Raw genomic sequence first — 18,566 nt, 5'->3', positions numbered from 1 at the left:
ATCTGCTGCACAATTCATTGCCGCTGGTAAAGCCTGAGCTGGGTCCGGCATCGCGCACCCGGCCCCAGAAGGCGGCCGATGCGGTCGCCGAAGTAGGCAAAAATGAAGCCGCCGATGCGGCGCACGCAGAAGCTCAGCCAGAACGACCGATATGACAGCAGGGGCAAGCACCCCAAGGTGCAACTCAACAACATAACAACCCTCCGCCGGTTGCACTTGGTTGCACTTTATTTTGAATTCAGCTACATTTGCCTCATTGACATTCCCCGCAACACATTCAAAATCACCGGCAATGAACGGCAATGGCCACCCCCATGACGACCACCACTCTCGGCGTAAAACTCGATGAAGCGACGCGCGCGCGCCTCAAGGAAGCAGCCCGCAAGATCGACCGCACGCCGCACTGGGTAATCAAGCAATCCATTTACAGCTACCTCGAATCGGTGGAAAGCGGGATTTCCCTGCCCGAACTGGAAAGCGTGGCGGCACGCGTGGCCGCAGGCGAGGTCGATGCGGTGGAGTCCTTGCCGCCAGCCATGCACCAGCCTTTCCTCGAATTCGCCGAGAGCATCCTGCCACAATCGGTGCTGCGCGCCGCCATCACCGGCGCGTATCGCCGCCCCGAACAGGAACTCGTGCCGATGCTGCTGGAGCAGGCCCGCCTGCCCGCCGAACTGGCAGCCGCCACGAACAAAGTGGCGTATGGCCTGGCCGAGCGGCTGCGCAAGCAAAAGAGTGCCGGCGGCCGTCCCGGCGTGGTGCAGGGCTTGCTGCAGGAATTTTCGCTGTCGTCGCAGGAAGGCGTGGCGCTGATGTGCCTGGCCGAGGCGCTTTTGCGCATTCCCGACAAGGGTACCCGCGACGCCTTGATCCGCGACAAGATCAGCAACGGCAACTGGCAGCAGCACCTCGGCCACAGCCCTTCGATGTTCGTCAACGCGGCATCATGGGGATTGCTCATTACCGGCAAGCTGGTCTCGACCCACAATGAAAGCGGCCTGTCCAGTACGCTCAACCGCATCATCGGCAAGAGCGGCGAGCCGTTGATCCGCAAGGGCGTGGACATGGCGATGCGGCTGATGGGCGAGCAGTTCGTCACTGGCGAAACCATTGGCGAAGCGCTCGCCAATGCCGGCAGCCACGAAGCCAGGGGCTTCCGCTATTCCTACGACATGCTGGGCGAAGCGGCGCTGACCGGGCACGACGCCCGCCGTTACCTCGCCTCTTACGAGCAGGCGATCCACGCCATTGGCAAGGCTTCGCACGGACGCGGCATCTACGAAGGCCCCGGCATCTCGATCAAGCTGTCGGCGCTGCACCCGCGCTACAGCCGCGCCCAGTACGAGCGCGTCATGGACGAGCTCTACCCGCGCCTGCTGTCGCTCACCCAGCTGGCGCGCCAGTACGACATCGGCATCAATATCGACGCCGAGGAAGCCGACCGCCTGGAAATCTCGCTCGACCTGCTCGATCGCCTGTGCTTCGAGCCGGCGCTTGCGGGCTGGAACGGCATCGGCTTCGTCATCCAGGCGTACCAGAAGCGCTGCCCTTACGTGATCGACTACGTGATCGATCTGGCGCGCCGCAGCCGTCACCGCCTGATGATTCGCCTGGTCAAGGGCGCCTACTGGGACAGCGAAATCAAGCGCGCCCAGCTCGATGGCCTCGAGGGCTTTCCGGTTTACACCCGCAAGGTGTACACCGACGTTTCCTACGTCGCCTGCGCGCGCAAGCTGCTGGCGGTGCCGGAAGCGATCTACCCGCAGTTCGCCACCCATAACGCCCATACGCTGGCGGCCGTGTATCACCTCGCCGGGCAGAATTACTATCCCGGCCAGTACGAGTTCCAGTGCCTGCATGGCATGGGCGAGCCGCTGTACGAGCAGGTGGTGGGCAAGGTAGCCGACGGCAAGCTCAACCGCCCCTGCCGCATCTACGCGCCGGTCGGCACCCACGAGACCCTGCTGGCCTACCTGGTGCGCCGCCTGCTGGAAAACGGCGCCAACACCTCTTTCGTCAACCGCATTGCCGACGCCGCGATATCGATCGAGGAACTGGTCGAGGACCCGGTCGTCCGCATCGAGGCGATGGCCGCCGCCGAAGGCGGCGCCGGCCTGCCGCATCCGCGCATCCCGCTGCCGAAGGCGCTGTATGGCAGCGCCCGCGCCAATTCGAGCGGCATCGACCTGTCCAACGAACACCGCCTCGGCTCGCTGTCGTCCGCGCTGCTGGGCAGCGGCCACGCCGACTGGCGCGCGCAGCCGATGCTTGGCTGCGCGGTGGGCGAAGGCACGAGCATGCCCGTGCTGAATCCGGCCGACCACCGCGATGTCGTCGGCCACGTGCACACGGCCAGTCTGGACGATGTGACCCGTGCGGTGCAGGCATCACTTGCGGCCGCGCCGATCTGGCAGTCGACGCCGCCGGCGGAACGCGCCGCCGCACTGGAGCGTGCCGGTGACCTGATGGAAGCGCAGATGCAGCCGCTGATCGGCCTGCTGGCGCGCGAAGCCGGCAAGACATTTGCCAACGCCGTCGCCGAGGTGCGCGAGGCGGTAGATTTCCTGCGTTACTATGCCGTCCAGGTGCGCGAGGATTTCGCCAACGACAGCCATCGCCCGCTCGGCCCGGTCGTGTGCATCAGTCCGTGGAACTTCCCGCTGGCGATTTTCACGGGCCAGGTCGCTGCCGCGCTCGCCGCCGGCAATACCGTGCTGGCCAAGCCGTCGGAACAGACGCCGCTGGTCGCCGCGCAGGCAGTGCGCATTCTGCTGCAGGCCGGCATTCCGCAGGGCGTAGTGCAACTCCTGCCGGGTAAAGGCAGTGTCATCGGCAACGCCATGATCAGCGACGAGCGCGTCAAGGGCGTGATGTTCACCGGCTCCACCGAGGTCGCCCGCGGTCTCGCCGGCAAGCTGGCCGGCCGCCTCGACGCCCATGGCCGCCCGGTGCCGCTGATCGCCGAGACCGGCGGCCAGAACGCCATGATTGTCGATTCCTCGGCGCTGACCGAGCAGGTGGTCGCCGATGTCATCGCCTCCGCCTTCGACAGCGCCGGCCAGCGCTGCTCGGCCTTGCGCGTGCTGTGCGTGCAGGAGGACGTCGCCGAGTGCGTGATCGAGATGCTCAAGGGCGCAATGGCGGAATGCCGTATCGGCAACCCGGATAACTTCAACATCGACATCGGCCCGGTGATCGACGCCCGCGCAAAAGCCGGTATCGACAAGCACATCCAGGCCATGCGCGCCAGGGGCCGCCGCGTGCACCAGATCGCCCGCGCCGCCGAGGACGGCGTGCTGCAGCGTGGCAGCTTCGTTCTGCCGACCATGATCGAACTTGAAAGCCTGGGCGAACTGGAGGGCGAAATCTTCGGTCCGGTGCTGCACGTGGTGCGCTACCGCCGCGAGGACCTGGACGTCATGATCGACCAGATCAACGCCACCGGTTACGGCCTGACGCTGGGCGTGCATACGCGCATCGATGAAACCATCGCCCGGGTGGTGGACCGCGCCCATGTCGGCAATATCTACGTCAACCGCAACATGGTCGGCGCGGTGGTCGGCGTGCAGCCTTTCGGCGGCGAGGGTCTGTCCGGCACCGGCCCCAAGGCCGGTGGCCCGCTGTACCTGTATCGTCTCTTGTCGACCTGTCCGCTTGACGGCGTGGGCCGCACTTTCGCCCGCATGGAAGCGGACGGCCCGACCGACACCCAGTTGCGCACTTCGCTGCAGACACGCCAGGGCGCGCCGCTGGCAGCCTTGAAGAAGTGGGCAATGCAGCAGGACCTGGGCGAGCTCGCCAGCCAGTGCGACGCCTTCGCCACGCTGTCGCAGAGCGGCCTGACGCGCGTGCTGCCGGGACCGACCGGCGAGCGCAATACCTATCGCCTGCTGCCACGCGAAACCGTGCTCGGGCTCGCCGACAGCGAAGCCGACCGGCTGTGCCAGCTGGCCGCTGCGCTGGCGGTAGGCAGTGCGCTATTATGGCCGGATGAGCAGCCCGCCCGCGCGCTGCAAGCCCAGCTGCCGCCGGCTGTGCGGGAGCGTATCCGCATGGTGGCGGACTGGCGCGCCGACGCGGCGCATTTCGACGCTGTCATGCATCACGGCGACAGCGACCAGTTGCGCGCGGTGTGCGAGCAGCTGGTGCAACGCACCGGACCGATCGTCGGCGTCATTGGTCTTGCCCGTGGCGTGAGCGCGATCCCGCTCGAGCGCCTGCTGATCGAACGCGTGGTCAGCGTCAACACCGCAGCCGCCGGCGGCAACGCCAGCCTGATGACCATCGGCTGATAATCAATCGGCCGACCATCGCCTCACCTATTAAAGAAGTCAGAAACAGGAATCAAGACCATGCAATCCGGGCAGGATAACAAGACTCATATTTCCTTCGTCGAGCTCTCCGCGCTGCTGGCAAGTATCTTCGAGCGCCACGGCACTTCGCCCGAGGTGGCGGCCATCCTCGCCAACAACTGCGCCAGTGCCCAGCGCGACGGCTCCGACAGCCACGGCACCTTCCGCATCCCCGGCTATGTCTCCACCCTGGCCAGCGGCTGGGTGGATGGCAAGGCCGTACCGGAAGTCAAGGACTCGGCACCCGGCTTCATCGCCGTCGATGCGAAGAACGGCTTCGCCCAGCCGGCGCTGGCGGCAGCGCACGCGCTGCTGCTGGAAAAGGCCCGCACCAACGGCATCGCCCTGCTGGCCATCCATAATTCACATCACTTCGCCGCCTTGTGGCCGGACGTCGAACCGTTCGCCCGCGACGGGCTGGTGGCGCTGTCCTTCGTCAACAGCATGGCATGCGTGGTGCCGCACGGCGGCAAGCAGGCGCTGTTCGGCACCAATCCGATCGCCTTTGCCGCACCGCGCGAAGGCCATGACCCGCTGGTGTTCGACCTTGCCACCAGCGCCATCGCCAACGGCGACGTACAAATCGCCGCGCGTGAAGGCCGACAGCTGCCGGAAGGTTACGGCGTCGACCGCAACGGCCAGCCGACTTGCGACGCCAAGGCCATTCTCGACGGCGGCGCCCTGTTGCCCTTCGGCGGTTACAAGGGTTCGGCATTGTCGATGATGGTCGAGCTGCTGGCGGCGGCCCTCACCGGCGGTAACTTCTCGTTCGACTTCGACTGGTCCGGCTATCCTGGCGCGCAAACGCCGTGGACCGGCCAGCTGCTGATCGTGATCGATCCATCTAAAGGCGCGGGCAACAACTTCGCCCAGCGCTGCGAGATCCTGGTGCGGCAGATGCAGGCAGCGGGCCAGCCGCGCCAGCCGGGCGACCGCCGCTACCGCCAGCGCGCGCAGTCTGAACGCGACGGCATTGCGATTGCTGCCGAAGAACTGGCACGCCTGCGCGCGCTCGCCGGGCAGCCCTGACGCCTGGGGCAATCGCCAGAAAAAATGCCACCGCAAGGGTGGCATACTTTTATCATGCAGATCAAGCATCACAGAGGTCTTTCCGTACTACCTGAAACGACCTCCATGCCGAAAAAATCAGATGCCCAGCTTCGCCCCCGCCCCCAGCAAGGTCGCCACGCCCAGCACAGCAAAAATCGCGGCGGCGATCGAGTGCACCAGTTTCATGGGAATTTTTGCGGCGAGCTTGTCGCCTGCAAACACCGCCGGCACGTCCGCGATCAGCATGCCCAGGGTGGTGCCGATCACCACCATCAGCGGCGCAGCATAATGCGCGGCCATGGCGATGGTGGCGATCTGGGTCTTGTCCCCCATCTCGGCCAGGAAGAAAGTGATCAGGGTGGCGCCGAACACGCCAAAGCGTTTGGCGACCTGGGTTTCCTCTTCCTCAATCTTGTCGGGGATCAGGGTCCAGATGGCCATGCCGATGAAGGAAACACCCAGCACCCAGCGCAAGACTTCCGGGGTGATGCTGGCCGTAATCCAGGCACCCAAGGCGCCGGCCAGTCCATGATTGACGATGGTCGCGCACAGGATGCCGGCAATGATCGGCAAGGGCTTCTTGAAGCGGGCGGCGAGCAGGAAGGCGAGCAATTGCGTCTTGTCGCCGATTTCAGCGAGGGCGACGACGCCGGTTGAAACGAGAAGGGATTCCATGAATTCGAGATATTCCACAGCCGGGCATTAAACGAATGACCACGACACTTCCCCCGGCCTGCACGGAAGCGTTGTGGTCAAAAGTCTTGCCAAGCTGCAGAACCGCTTATGCCATGACCTGCGGGTCAAGTGTGTTGACATAAGCCTCTTCGGGGGAAGAGCGGCTACTCCCCAATGACTGTGTAATGATACCGCAAGGCACCCTCCCAGTCGAGGATTGGTGCCTGATGCAATTCAGGCATCATGTCGAAATTGCTCAGGAATCAATCTCGCAACGCGCATCCACGGCGGTGCCGCGCGCGCGCATGCCGAGCTTGTCCAGCAGGGCGCGGTCGGCATCGATCTCCGGATTGCCCGTGGTGAGCAGCTTTTCGCCATAAAAAATCGAGTTGGCGCCGGCCACGAAACACAATGCCTGCACCGCCTCGCCCATCTGCCGGCGCCCGGCCGACAGCCGCACCCGCGCCTTCGGCATGGTGATCCGGGCCACTGCCACCGTGCGCACGAATTCCAGCGGATCGATCGGATCGGTGCCGTACAGCGGCGTACCTTCGACCTGCACCAGGTTATTCACCGGCACCGATTCCGGGTACGGGTCCATGTTGGCCAGCTGCGCAATCAGCCCGGCGCGCTGCAGGCGCGATTCGCCCATACCGACGATGCCGCCGCTGCACACCTTGATGCCGGCGCCGCGCACCCGTCCCAGCGTGTCGAGACGGTCCTGGTATTCGCGGGTGGAAATGACGTCGCCATAGAATTCCGGCGCGGTATCGAGGTTATGGTTGTAGTAATCCAGGCCGGCGGCGCGCAGGCGTTCGGCCTGGCCCTGCCCCAGCATGCCGAGCGTGACGCAGGTTTCCAGGCCCAGGGCCTTCACCTCGCGCACCATCTCTTCGACTTTCACCAGGTCGCGGTCCTTCGGCTCGCGCCAGGCTGCGCCCATGCAGAAACGGTTGGCGCCCTGCGCCTTGGCTTCACGCGCGGCCTGCAGCACGGTGTCGAGTGGCAGGATCTTTTCAGCGACCACGCCGGTGTCATAGCGCGCCGCCTGCGGGCAATAGCCGCAATCTTCCGAGCAGCCGCCGGTCTTGATCGACAGGAGCGTGGCCAGTTCGACTTCGCTCGGGTTGAAGTGTTCACGGTGCACCTGCTGGGCGCGGTAGAGCAATTCCGTGAACGGCAGCTCGAACAGGGCAACGATGGCGTCCACCGGCCACTTGTCGGCGACGACTGGCGTCACGGCGGCGGGTGCCGGCTGAAATACGAGGGGTTGTGCGGACATGATGAATTTCCTTGTTATTCAGGCGTTAAGGGGCAAGCCGGATATCCGGCGCAGCCACGGTCAATATGCCTTGCGCCAGCGCTGCCTTTTCCTGCGCCGCCAGTGCGCGCTTGAATCCCTCGCGGCTGCGCAAGCGCTCCCAGTACGCCAGCACGGCCGGGGTGAAACGGGCTTTCAGGTCAAGGTGCTCGGCCAGCAGCAGGGCATAGCCGACCGAAACATCGGCAGCGGTGAAGCGATCCGCCACCAGATAGTGGTGTTGCGTCAGCAGCGGCTCCAAATTGCGCAGGCGGGCCAGGAACCACTTCGCATAGTCTTCGGCGACCTGCGGCGAGCGCCGCTCGGCCGGCTCGAAACGGGTATAGCGCAACACCAGGGTTTGCGGAAACGTCAGCGTCGCTTCACCGAAGTGCAGATAATTCAGGAACGCGCCGTAGCCTTCTTCGTGCGTCTCGACGTTCAGCGGCGTCGGACTAGCGCGTGCCACGAGATACTGACACATCGCCGCCGACTCGGTCATTTGCACCTCGCCGTCGAACAGCGCCGGCACCGTGCCCAGCGGATTGATTTCCAGATAGCCCCGGTCCAGCACGCGCGGCGGGAACGGCAGCATCTTCAATTCATATGGCAAGCCCAGTTCCTCCAGCATCCACAAAGGACGGAAGGAACGGGCGCTCATGCAATGGTACAGAGTGATCACGAAGCGCGGCTCCCTGGCTTAGTTGCGCTTAGCCAGCATGGCCCGCGACACCCTGGAGTTCGGCGCGCGACCCAGCATGCCGCTGATCCAGTCGGCGCAATCCACCAAAGCATCCAGGTCGACGCCAGTCTGCACGCCCAGGCCGTTGAACAGATAGACCAGGTCTTCGGTCGCCACGTTGCCGGTGGCGCCCTTGGCGTAGGGGCAGCCTCCCAGGCCCGCGATCGAACTGTCGAACGAGCGCAGGCCGAACTGGTAGGAAGCGTACACGTTGGCGACCGCCATGCCATAGGTGTCGTGGTAATGCCCAGCCAGTTTGCGCACCGGCGCCACGCGCTCGACCGCCTCGAGCATGCGCAATACCGACGCCGGCGTGCCGGCGCCGATGGTGTCGCCCAGCGAAATTTCGTAACTGCCAAGTTCCAGCAGGCGCGCTGCCACCTGCGCCACCTTTTCCGGCGCAACCGGGCCGTCATAGGGGCAGGCAACCACGCAGGAAACGTAGCCGCGCACGCGAATACCCTGCTGCTTCGCCGCCTCGAAGATCGGCACGAAACGCTCGAGCGATTCGGCGATCGAGCAATTGATATTCTTTTGCGAAAACCCCTCGGAAGCGGCGGCAAACACCGCCACTTCCCTGGCGCCGGCGGCGGCTGCCGCCTCGAAGCCCTTGAGGTTGGGCGTCAGCACCGAATAATTCACATTGGGGTAGCGCTCCGCAGAAGGCAGGCCCGCCATGATCTCGGCGTGGTCAGCCATCTGCGGCACCCACTTGGGCGAGACGAAGGAAGCCGCTTCGATGTCCTGCAATCCGGCTTTGGCAAGACGCTCGATCAGCTCCAGCTTGGTGGCCGTGCTGACGACTTCCTTTTCGTTTTGCAGGCCGTCGCGCGGGCCGACTTCCATAATGCGTACTTGCCGTGTCACTCTGTCACCTCGAATTCGACCAGTTCGACGCCGTCGGCGACCTGGTCGCCGGGCGCATAGGAAAACGCCTTGATGGTGCCGTTGGCAGGCGCGGTGATGGTGTGCTCCATTTTCATGGCTTCCATCACCAGCAGCGGGGTGCCTTTTTCGACGGTGGCGCCTGGCTGTGCAAGCAGGGCCACGATCTTGCCCGGCATTGGCGCGCGCAGGCCGCCGCCGGCTTCATCGCCTTCGCCGCCGGTATACAGGTTGTCCACGCGCGCCAGCGGCCAGGCCCGGCCATCGACGAATACGTGGCGGCGCTCGGCGGCGATCACCACGGCGGCGTGCAGGCGGCGCTCGCCCAGCTGGACATGCAACTGCCCGTTGGATTGCAGGACACCGCGCGCAAATACGCGGCTATCGCCGAGCGACAGCTCCCAGCCGCCGGCGACACTGGCGACACCGACGTCCTGGCGCACGTCACCGTGACGCAGGGCGATGGTACGCTGGCCGCGGCCATTCAGGCGCCAGCCGTCCAGCCCCAGCCAGGGCGAACCGCGCTCTGCCGATTTTTCTGCAGCGCCAGCCTCATGCAGCAATTCCGCCAGGACGGCGAGCAGCCAGGCGGCTTCGGGCACGGCGGCAGCCGCCGGGAACAGGGTCGCTTCCTCGCGCTCGATCAGGCCAGTATCGAGGTCGGCATTGGCAAACGACGGGCAAGTCGTCAGGCGCGTGAGGAACTCGATATTGTTGGCCACGCCTACTACGCGATATTGCGTCAGCGCCTTGCGCATGCGCGCCAGCGCCTGGTCGCGGTCGTGATCCCAGACGATCAGCTTGGCGATCATCGGATCGTAATAGGGGGTAATCTCGTCGCCCTGCTCCACGCCGGTGTCGATGCGCACATGGTCGGACTCGGCCGGCGGCGCCAGGTGCAACAGGCGCCCGGTCGATGGCAGGAAGCCTTTTTCCGGTTCCTCGGCGTAGATGCGCGCCTCGATGGCGTGGCCGTGGATGGCAAGCTGGTTCTGCGCCAACGGCAGCGGCTCGCCCGAGGCCACACGCAACTGCCATTCCACCAGGTCGAGGCCGGTGATCATTTCGGTGACCGGATGCTCCACCTGCAGGCGAGTGTTCATTTCCATGAAGTAGAAGCTGCCATCCTGGTTGGCAATGAATTCCACCGTGCCGGCGCCGACGTAGCCGACCGCCTTGGCGGCATCCACCGCGGCCTTGCCCATGGCGGCGCGGCGCGCCGGCGTCATGCCGGGAGCCGGCGCTTCTTCCAGCACTTTCTGGTGGCGCCGCTGCACCGAGCAGTCGCGCTCGAACAGGTAGACGCAGTCGCCCTTGGTATCGCCGAACACCTGGATCTCGATGTGACGCGGCTTGAGCACGTACTTTTCAACCAGCACATGATCGTCGCCAAAGGCGTTGATCGCCTCGCGCTTGCAGGACGCCAGCGCGGCAGCGAAGTCGGCTGCCGCATCGACGCGGCGCATGCCCTTGCCGCCGCCGCCTGAGGAAGCCTTGATCAGCACCGGATAGCCGATGCGCCCTGCCTGCTCGGCAAGGAATTCCGGCTCCTGGCGGTCGCCATGGTAGCCAGGAGTCAGCGGCACGCCGGCTTTTTCCATCAGCGCCTTGGCAGCCGATTTCGAACCCATGGCGCGAATGGCGGAAGCCGGCGGGCCAATGAAGACGACGCCGGCGCGCTCGCACGCCTCGGCGAACTCTTCATTTTCAGACAGGAAGCCATAACCGGGGTGGATCGCCTGCGCGCCGGTCTGCTTTGCGGCCTCAAGAATACGCTCGGCCACCAGGTAAGAAGCGCGCGCTTCGGCGCCGCCGATCAGCACGGCCTCGTCGGCCAGGCGCACGTGGCGCGCATTGGCGTCCGCCTCGGAGTACACGGCCACCGTCGCGATGCCCATGCGGCGTGCGGTCTTGATGACGCGGCAGGCGATTTCGCCGCGGTTTGCAATCAGAATTTTCGTAAACATACCTGGTTTCCTCAGTTTCTTGTCCATGCAGCGGGGCGTTTTTCGAGGAACGCCGTCAAGCCTTCGCGGGCTTCCGGTGTCGCCCGTATTTTGGCGATGCGATGTGCGGTGTCGTCGATCAGTTCGGCGGTGATCGGGCGGTTGGCCACCGCGCGGATCAGGTCGGCGGAAGCGGCCTGCGCCAGCGGACCACCTGCCAGCAAGGCTGCCACGAAGGCGTCAACCTGGGCGTCGAGCTGATCCGGCTCTGCCACTTCATGGGCCAGGCCGATTTCCCTGGCGCGCGCGGCGGCAATGCGCTCGGCGGTCTGGAAATAACGATACGACTGGCGCTCGCCGATGGCGCGCACCACAAACGGGCTGATCACCGCGGGGATGATGCCCAGCTTGACTTCTGATGTGGCGAACGAAGCCTGGGTCGAGGCGACGCAGATATCGCAGGCAGCCGCCAGACCCATGCCGCCGCCGATGGCGGCGCCATGCACGCGCGCGATGGTGGGCTTGGCACATTCAGCCAGGGTACGGAACAGCTTTGCCATGCGGCGCGCAGCGGCCAGGTTGTCTTCCATCGAGGCGCTGCCCTGCTGTTTCATCCAGTTCAGGTCGGCGCCGGCGGAAAAGCTCTTGCCGCGGCCGGCCAGCACGATGGCGCGCACGCTGGCGTCATCGCCCAGCGCCGCCAGCGCATCGGTGAGTTCGGCGATCAGGGCCTCGTCGAAGGCATTGTGCACTTCGGCGCGATTCATCCAGAGCCAGGCGATGCTGGCGTCGGCGGCGCCGCGGCGTTCGATTTCTATGGTGGCGTAAGTCATGCCGGCCTCACATGCGGAAAACGCCGAAGCGGGTTTGCGGGATCGGCGCATTCAGCGTCGCCGACAGCGACAGGCCAAGCGTGCGACGGGCCTGGGCCGGATCGATGATGCCGTCATCCCACAGGCGCGCGGTGGCGTAGTAGGGATTGCTCTGCACCTCGAACTGTTCGCGGATCGGCGCCTTGAAAGCCTCTTCCTGCTCCGGCGTCCAGATGCCGCCCTTGCCTTCAATACCTTCGCGGCGCACGGTCGCCAGCACGCCGGCCGCCTGCTCGCCGCCCATGACGCTGATGCGCGAATTCGGCCAGGCGTACATGAAGCGCGGGCTGTAGGCGCGGCCGCACATGCCGTAGTTACCGGCGCCGAAGGAGCCGCCGATCACCATGGTGAGCTTCGGCACCTGGGCCGTCGCCACTGCAGTCACCAGCTTGGCGCCGTGCTTGGCGATACCTTCGTTTTCATACTTGCGGCCGACCATGAAGCCGGTGATGTTCTGCAGGAACAGCAGCGGCACGCCGCGCTGCGCGCACAGTTCGATGAAGTGCGCGCCCTTGAGCGCCGACTCGCCAAACAGGATGCCATTGTTGGCGACGATCCCGACAGGCATGCCGTACAGGTGGGCAAAACCGGTCACGAGCGTGGTGCCGTAGCGCGCCTTGAATTCATCGAAACGCGAACCGTCGACCACGCGGGCGATGACCTCGCGCACGTCGAAAGGCTTGCGCGTGTCGGTGGGGATGATGCCGTAGATTTCCTCGGGATCGTAGAGCGGCTCCTCCGAGGTTTCGAGCTTCACGGTCGGCGCCTTGGTGCGGTTCAGGCTGGCGACGATGCGGCGCGCCAGGAACAGCGCATGGCTGTCGTTTTCCGCCAGGTGGTCGGCCACGCCGGAGATGCGGGTATGCACATCGCCGCCGCCCAGGTCTTCCGAGCTGACGATCTCGCCGGTTGCCGCCTTCACCAGCGGCGGGCCGCCCAGGAAGATGGTGCCCTGGTTCTTGACGATCACGGTTTCGTCGCTCATGGCGGGCACGTAGGCGCCGCCGGCGGTGCACGAGCCCATCACCACGGCAATTTGCGGAATCCCCTTGGCCGACATGGTGGCCTGGTTGTAGAAGATGCGGCCGAAATGATCGCGATCCGGGAAGAGTTCATCCTGCCTGGGCAGGAAAGCGCCGCCGGAATCGACCAGGTAGATGCAGGGAAGATTGTTTTGCTCGGCGATTTCCTGGCCGCGCAAGTGTTTCTTGACCGTCATCGGGTAGTAGGTGCCGCCCTTGACGGTGGCGTCGTTGGCGATGATCAGACATTCCTGTCCCTGCACGCGGCCGATACCGGCGATCACGCCGGCAGCAGGTGCTTCATTGTCGTACATGCCATTGGCGGCCAGCTGACCGATTTCCAGGAATGGCGTGCCCGGATCGACCAACTGATCGACGCGGTCACGCGGCAGCAGCTTGCCACGCGCCAGATGCTTTTGCCGTGCAGCGTCGCCACCGCCCTTGGCGACCTGGGCAGACTTGGCGCGTAACTCGTCCACCAGCGTACGCATTTGCGTGGCATTGGCCCTGAACTCTTCCGAGCGGGGGTTCAATTGAGATTTAATGACTTGCATGTGGTTTCCTTGTGCAACGACGAATGCTCGCCCTGTTATTAAGCAATACTCAAAACAATCAATAATTCTTCTTACCTGAAGCGCATGCCGTGATAATATCAGCATCAATTAATTAAGCAAGCCTCAATTAAGGAAGACTCAAAAATAATTGCCATGTCGAAATTGCTATCTTTTCAGGAGCGGCGCGTCACCTTGACGCCAAAGTCGCAAAAGCGCGTCGAGGCGGTCTTGACTACCGCAAGGCAGGTATTTTCCGAATTCGGCTATGAGAAATCGACGACCCTCGAAATCGCCCAGCGCCTGGGCATTTCGGAAGCGACGGTGTTCACCTATTTCGGCAGCAAGCGCGAACTGTGCATGCAGGTCATCAGCGACTGGTATGACGAAATCAGCCTGGAGCTGGAAAACGAGGTGCCGCTGATTCAGGGCACCCGCGCCAGGCTCGGCTACATCGTCTACAAGCACCTGAATACGCTGATCCGCGATGGCCAGGGCTTGTGCGCGCTGGTCCTGAGCGAAGGCCGCAGCCCCGATATCGGCTTTGCCAAACTTCTCGCGGATCTGCAGCGCCGGTATACCGCGCCGCTGATGGCGGTCCTTTCCGCCGCCAAAGAGGCCGGGGAAATCCGTGCCGACATGCCGCTGCGACTGATGCGCGACATGGTGTACGGTTCGATGGAGCATATTCTGTGGGAATGCATCACCAGCGGCCGCGTGCCGGACCTGGAAGCCACCGCGCGCCAGGTCACCGAGTTGCTGTGGAGCGCATTCGCCCCGCCCAACCCGGACCTGAATGCCCTGCGGCAACTGCAGGTAGAAATTGCGGGGACGCTGCGACGTTTTGAAGATGGAAAGAAAGCCGGTACGGCGGACAAGTAAACAGGCATCGCCGATGCCAGGAACCAGAATGCGAGAAGATAAATGCTGAAAAGAGAAAATACGTTTGCAGAACTGGCGGAAAATTTCAACTGGGATATTCCCGAGCGCTTCAATATCGGCGTGGCGGCGTGCGACCGCTGGGCCGATGGCTTCGGGCGGCGCGCGATCATTTTCGAAGACCGGCATGGCCAGGTCACGACGTACAGCTTCGACCAGCTGAAGGCGCTTTCCAACCAGCTGGCCAATCACTGGACGCGATCCGGCATCAAGTGCGGCGACCGCATCGCCATCTTCCTGCCGCAATGCGTGGAAACCGTGATTGCCCATCTGGCCGCTTACAAGATCGGCGCCATTGCCCTACCGCTGTTTTACCTGTTCGGCCCGGACGCCCTGCAGTACCGCCTGGGCGACAGCGGCGCGGCGGCGCTGGTGACGGACATCGAGGGCGCGCGCAAGATCGATGGCATACGTGCCGGGCTGCCGGCGCTGCGGGCCGTGTATTGCATCGAGACGAATGCGGAAGACTATCCGCCGGACTGCCGCGCCTTCCACGCCAGCATCGCCGCGCAATCGCCGGCGTTCGCGCCGATGGACACGCTGGCGGAAGACCCGGCCTTGATCATCTACACCTCCGGCACCACCGGCAAGCCCAAGGGCGCGCTGCATGCGCACCGGGTCCTGCTGGGCCACTTGCCGGGCGTCGAACTGTCCCACGATTTTTTCCCGCAAGAGGACGACCTCATGTGGACGCCGGCGGACTGGGCCTGGATCGGCGGCTTGCTCGATGTGCTGCTACCCTCGCTTTACCACGGTGTGCCGGTGCTGGCACGGCGCTTCGAAAAATTCGAACCGGCGGCGGTGTTCGAGCTGCTCGCCCGGCACAAGGTGCGCAACATCTTTTTCCCGCCGACGGCCCTGAAAATGCTGCGCGCGATTGCCGAACCGAAGCAGCAGTGGGACTTCACCCTGCGCTCGGTAGCCAGTGGCGGCGAAGCGCTGGGCGATGAGCTGATCGCCTGGGGTCAGCAAGCCCTGGGCGTGACCATCAATGAATTCTACGGCCAGACCGAATGCAATATCGTTATCTCCGGCTGCGCAGTCCTTTTCCCGCGCAAGTCGGGCACGATCGGCCGCGCCGTCCCTGGCCACACGGTCGCGATCGTCGATGAGCGCGGCGTGCCGGTGGCGCCTGGCGTGAGCGGCAACATCGCCATCAAGTCGCCCGATCCGGTGATGTTCCTCGGTTACTGGAACAACCCTGTCGCCACCGCCGAAAAATTCGCCGGCGACTATCTGCTGACCGGCGACCTCGGCGAACTCGACGGCGACGGCTACATCCGCTACGTCGGCCGCGATGACGATGTCATTACCAGCGCCGGCTACCGCATCGGCCCCGGGCCGATCGAGGAATGCCTGCTGAAGCACCCGGCGGTCAGGATGGCGGCGGTGATCGGCAAGAAAGATGCGCAGCGCACCGAGATCGTCAAGGCTTTCATCGTGCTGGCAGAGGGCTGCCATCCCTCCGACGCGCTGGTGGCAGAGATCCAGGACCATGTGCGACAGCGCCTGGCCGCGCATGAATATCCACGTGAAATCAGCTTCATGGACGCCTTGCCGGCCACTGTCACAGGCAAGATCATGCGTCGCAGCCTGCGCGACAGCGAAAATGGCTGAACAGGCGTGCGCGTTTCCGAGACAGCATGGAAATTCCTTGAATTTTCAATGACTTGCCGACTCACTCACAGAGTTATCCACAAGCTTGACAACAGTTGCTGTGGGTAAGTCTTGATTAATATCAAACTTGAAACCGGCCGCGCATTTGCCGCTCTAAGCAGCAGAGTCGCAGTAACAAGGCAAAGCGACTGGCTCGCCTTGCTGCGTACTTGTTCTCGTGGAAGATGAATTATGGCGGCCATTACCTACACCAAAGCAGCCTGGAAAGCCGAGGCGGATATTCAGCGTTTACCAAATGGTAAATATCAGGGAGTCGTATTACTCATGCCAATGGGAAATACGGACAGCGATGCCGACCCGCGCACAGTCAATGCCATGTCGGATACGGCCCAGGAAGCACTGGAAGAAGCCAAGGCACTGGCGCACCGCTTGCTGGGCGAAATGCATTGACGCTTTGACACTTGTGGATTGAAAAAAAACCACGCCAGTCGCTTGGCGTGGTTTTCATCTGCACTTGTATGCCGGATGCTATGTTAATTAATGGATCATCCAGCGCTGGTTGTCGCCGCCGGAGGCATTGGTAGCGCTGCAGCTCCACTGCACCAGCTTGGCGCCATCGGCAGTCGACATGGCAGTCACATCCATGCACTTGCCGCTGGCAACCGACTTCAGCTTGTTGTAACCACCGTTTTCCGGCAGGAAGGTCCATTGCTGCTTGGTGGCGCCGGCCTGGCAATCCATTTGCTGGACGATCGCACCATCGGCGGTGTTGCCGTCTTTGACATCCAGGCACTTGCCGCTGGTTTTGGAGACGATCTGGTAACGCGCATTGCCGACATCCTTGAACAGCCATTGCTGGTTGGTGCCGCCGTTGCAAGACCATTGCTGCATCTGCACACCGTTGGCGTTCGACCATGCGCTCAAGTCCACGCATTTACCCGAATGCTTGGCGGTGATTGCCTGCGCACCTGACAGCTGCGGAGTCGATGGCTGAGGTGCCGACACCGGCAACGACCATTGCTGGCTGTCGCTGTTGGTGCAGGCATTCTGCTCGATGATGGCGCCGTCACGCGAGGAATAGCCACGCACGTTCAGGCACTTGCCGTTGGCAACCGAGACCAGTTGCGAATGGCCGCTGGTCGAAGTACGGCGCGTCCACAGCTGCTGCGCGCTGGTGCCGCAGGCATTCTGCACGATGGCCGCGCCGTTCGCGGTCGCGCCACGGGTATCCAGGCACTTGCCGCTGTTGCGCGCGACCAGCTGGTACTGGGCGCCGCCCATGTCACGCATCGCCCATTTCTGGTTGTCCTGGCCGTTGCAGGCCCATTGCACGATCGCGCCGCCATCGGCATTGGACCGCGCCGACACATCCAGGCATTTGCCTGAGTTCTTGGCGGTCACTGCGGCATAGGCCGAGGTCGACACCGGCGTGCCCGAGGTGCCGGTATTGATCGGCGCCGTGGTGGTGGTGACGCTGGCGGTGGTGGTGGTGCCCGACTTGGTCGTGGTCGTAGCCGACTTGGTCGTGGTCGTCATGGCCGCGGTGGTGGTCACAGCAGCCTTGGTCGTGGTGGTGGTGGTCGCCGTCGTGCCGCCGATGCCCGTCACCGAAGGTGGCGGATTCTGGCGGATCTCTTCCATGGTGCTGCCGTAGTTCTTGTTCGGCACCAGCAGGGTCGCGGTGCGCCAGTCCTTGGTGGCCAGCTTGGTGCGGCCGGTACCGATGCCCGGTGCATAACCCAGGCTCCAGGTGGCCTGGCCATTGCCCGGCCAGTAATCGGCGCCGGCATTCACCACATACTTGGCGCTGTCACGGTCATCCGGCTTGCTGGTGTTTTCGACTGCCAGGCGGAAATCCATGGAAACATAGACTGCGCGCACATCCTTCGGATCGATGGAAATCGGATTGCCGTAACCATGATAGAAATTCGGGTAATCCGGCTTGATCGACACACCGCCGGAAGATTCGCTGCGCACCGAGCCGGCGCCGGCATAGGCGAATGGATAGCTCCACATTTCCGAGTACGGCGCAGCCTTGGTGTCGAGCTGCTTCCAGGTACGGGTCGCCTGCGACAAGACATAGAAGCGCAGGTTGGCAACCTGTACGCGACTGTTGGTGGCGGCATTGCCCTGCGCTTCCTGGGTGGTAAACCAGGTCAGCACGCTATAGGTCCACTCCGGGCGGTTGCCGGTCCACCAGCTGGGAATCGCATCGCCGCGCGGCGCATGCATGACGATGGCCGGCTGGTATTGCCATTCATAGCGCGGATCGATCGCAATGACCTCGCTCTTCGAACTCATGTCGGAGACGACTTCATCGATCGTGACGGCAAAGGACGACAGCGTGGCTAGGCCGAGCGTGCAGCCGACCAGCAATTTCGAAGCGGCGCGTTGGCGGGATTTTCCTGCGGCGACGGCGGCGTTTGTTGATTTTTTAAAATGGGTGCGTGGGGCTCGTTGAATCAAAATATTCTGCTCCTGGTAGTAGCATCATGATCGTTTGCATGAGGCAACAATCTGAATTTAGTGCGTTGTGAAAATGAACGTTTTTTATTGATTGCGCCGCAATAGGCGGGCGCTTGTCATTCATCGTTTCCTGCTTGCAAGCCCATTAA

13 protein-coding genes and 1 riboswitch are annotated in these 18,566 nt (G+C 63.6%); of the genes, 5 read left to right on the top strand and 8 right to left on the bottom strand.

Translation table 11 applies throughout. From position 1 onward, the window contains the following. Positions 1 to 314: 314 nt before the first annotated feature. Together putA and D3878_RS22360 are read left to right on the top strand one after the other, a co-directional pair. Positions 315 to 4,292, top strand: a complete 3,978-nt coding sequence (gene putA, locus D3878_RS22365) for a trifunctional transcriptional regulator/proline dehydrogenase/L-glutamate gamma-semialdehyde dehydrogenase (protein WP_119788090.1) — start codon at positions 315 to 317, stop codon at positions 4,290 to 4,292. 60 nt (positions 4,293 to 4,352) lie between these two features. After that, on the top strand, positions 4,353 to 5,381 hold the full coding sequence (locus D3878_RS22360; protein ID WP_119787475.1) for an Ldh family oxidoreductase: 1,029 nt from the start codon (positions 4,353 to 4,355) through the stop codon (positions 5,379 to 5,381). A gap of 117 nt (positions 5,382 to 5,498) precedes the next feature. Here the strand turns inward: D3878_RS22360 and D3878_RS22355 are convergent, their stop codons facing one another. The 7 genes from D3878_RS22355 to D3878_RS22325 form a co-directional block, all read right to left on the bottom strand. Next, positions 5,499 to 6,077, bottom strand: coding sequence for a TMEM165/GDT1 family protein (locus D3878_RS22355; protein WP_119787474.1), 579 nt, complete (start codon positions 6,075 to 6,077; stop codon positions 5,499 to 5,501). An 11-nt stretch (positions 6,078 to 6,088) separates the two neighbouring features. Further along, positions 6,089 to 6,262, bottom strand: a riboswitch (yybP-ykoY riboswitch). Between the two features lie 71 nt (positions 6,263 to 6,333). Beyond that, positions 6,334 to 7,359, bottom strand: a complete 1,026-nt coding sequence (bioB, locus tag D3878_RS22350; RefSeq protein ID WP_119787473.1) for a biotin synthase BioB — start codon at positions 7,357 to 7,359, stop codon at positions 6,334 to 6,336. Positions 7,360 to 7,384: 25 nt separating this feature from the next. Beyond that, positions 7,385 to 8,059 carry a glutathione S-transferase family protein gene (locus D3878_RS22345; RefSeq protein ID WP_119787472.1) on the bottom strand — a complete coding sequence of 225 codons (675 nt, stop codon included), beginning with the start codon at positions 8,057 to 8,059 and terminating at the stop codon, positions 7,385 to 7,387. 18 nt (positions 8,060 to 8,077) lie between these two features. Continuing rightward, complete coding sequence (locus D3878_RS22340) at positions 8,078 to 8,965, bottom strand: hydroxymethylglutaryl-CoA lyase (protein ID WP_119787471.1); 888 nt, start codon at positions 8,963 to 8,965, stop codon at positions 8,078 to 8,080. Between the two features lie 17 nt (positions 8,966 to 8,982). Beyond that, positions 8,983 to 10,971 (bottom strand): acetyl/propionyl/methylcrotonyl-CoA carboxylase subunit alpha, encoded by a 1,989-nt coding sequence (locus tag D3878_RS22335; RefSeq protein ID WP_119787470.1) that lies wholly within the window; start codon positions 10,969 to 10,971, stop codon positions 8,983 to 8,985. A gap of 11 nt (positions 10,972 to 10,982) precedes the next feature. Continuing rightward, on the bottom strand, positions 10,983 to 11,783 hold the full coding sequence (locus D3878_RS22330; RefSeq protein ID WP_119787469.1) for an enoyl-CoA hydratase/isomerase family protein: 801 nt from the start codon (positions 11,781 to 11,783) through the stop codon (positions 10,983 to 10,985). Between the two features lie 7 nt (positions 11,784 to 11,790). Further along, a complete protein-coding gene (locus D3878_RS22325; protein WP_119787468.1) occupies positions 11,791 to 13,398 on the bottom strand; it encodes a carboxyl transferase domain-containing protein in 1,608 nt (535 codons plus the stop codon). Positions 13,399 to 13,551: 153 nt separating this feature from the next. On the opposite strand from D3878_RS22325, the gene D3878_RS22320 reads away from it, so the two are divergent. From D3878_RS22320 to D3878_RS22310, 3 genes are all read left to right on the top strand, one after another. Continuing rightward, complete coding sequence (locus tag D3878_RS22320) at positions 13,552 to 14,277, top strand: TetR/AcrR family transcriptional regulator (protein ID WP_119787467.1); 726 nt, start codon at positions 13,552 to 13,554, stop codon at positions 14,275 to 14,277. A 42-nt stretch (positions 14,278 to 14,319) separates the two neighbouring features. Next, positions 14,320 to 15,951, top strand: a complete 1,632-nt coding sequence (locus tag D3878_RS22315; RefSeq protein ID WP_119787466.1) for an acyl-CoA synthetase — start codon at positions 14,320 to 14,322, stop codon at positions 15,949 to 15,951. A 231-nt stretch (positions 15,952 to 16,182) separates the two neighbouring features. Further along, positions 16,183 to 16,401: a hypothetical protein gene (locus D3878_RS22310; RefSeq protein WP_119787465.1), complete on the top strand. Its 219-nt coding sequence runs from the start codon at positions 16,183 to 16,185 to the stop codon at positions 16,399 to 16,401. An 87-nt stretch (positions 16,402 to 16,488) separates the two neighbouring features. Here the strand turns inward: D3878_RS22310 and D3878_RS22305 are convergent, their stop codons facing one another. Further along, a complete protein-coding gene (locus D3878_RS22305) occupies positions 16,489 to 18,417 on the bottom strand; it encodes an RICIN domain-containing protein (RefSeq protein WP_147384074.1) in 1,929 nt (642 codons plus the stop codon). Between the last annotated feature and the right edge of the window lie 149 nt (positions 18,418 to 18,566).

The sequence above is a fragment of the Noviherbaspirillum sedimenti genome, from assembly GCF_003590835.1.
In the GTDB taxonomy this organism is placed as follows: domain Bacteria; phylum Pseudomonadota; class Gammaproteobacteria; order Burkholderiales; family Burkholderiaceae_D; genus Paucimonas; species Paucimonas sedimenti.
The sequence above is the reverse complement of the archived record's forward strand: the minus strand, read 5'-3'. Positions and strand labels throughout refer to the sequence as shown.

Coding starts and splice junctions, on each gene's coding strand:
- D3878_RS22360 (WP_119787475.1), top strand. CDS start 4,353: ATGCAATCCGGGCAGGATAACAAGACTCATATTTCCTTCGTCGAGCTC.
- D3878_RS22330 (WP_119787469.1), bottom strand. CDS start 11,783: ATGACTTACGCCACCATAGAAATCGAACGCCGCGGCGCCGCCGACGCC.
- D3878_RS22340 (WP_119787471.1), bottom strand. CDS start 8,965: ATGGAAGTCGGCCCGCGCGACGGCCTGCAAAACGAAAAGGAAGTCGTC.
- D3878_RS22355 (WP_119787474.1), bottom strand. CDS start 6,077: ATGGAATCCCTTCTCGTTTCAACCGGCGTCGTCGCCCTCGCTGAAATC.
- D3878_RS22325 (WP_119787468.1), bottom strand. CDS start 13,398: ATGCAAGTCATTAAATCTCAATTGAACCCCCGCTCGGAAGAGTTCAGG.
- D3878_RS22335 (WP_119787470.1), bottom strand. CDS start 10,971: ATGTTTACGAAAATTCTGATTGCAAACCGCGGCGAAATCGCCTGCCGC.
- D3878_RS22310 (WP_119787465.1), top strand. CDS start 16,183: ATGGCGGCCATTACCTACACCAAAGCAGCCTGGAAAGCCGAGGCGGAT.
- D3878_RS22320 (WP_119787467.1), top strand. CDS start 13,552: ATGTCGAAATTGCTATCTTTTCAGGAGCGGCGCGTCACCTTGACGCCA.
- D3878_RS22315 (WP_119787466.1), top strand. CDS start 14,320: ATGCTGAAAAGAGAAAATACGTTTGCAGAACTGGCGGAAAATTTCAAC.
- putA (WP_119788090.1), top strand. CDS start 315: ATGACGACCACCACTCTCGGCGTAAAACTCGATGAAGCGACGCGCGCG.
- bioB (WP_119787473.1), bottom strand. CDS start 7,359: ATGTCCGCACAACCCCTCGTATTTCAGCCGGCACCCGCCGCCGTGACG.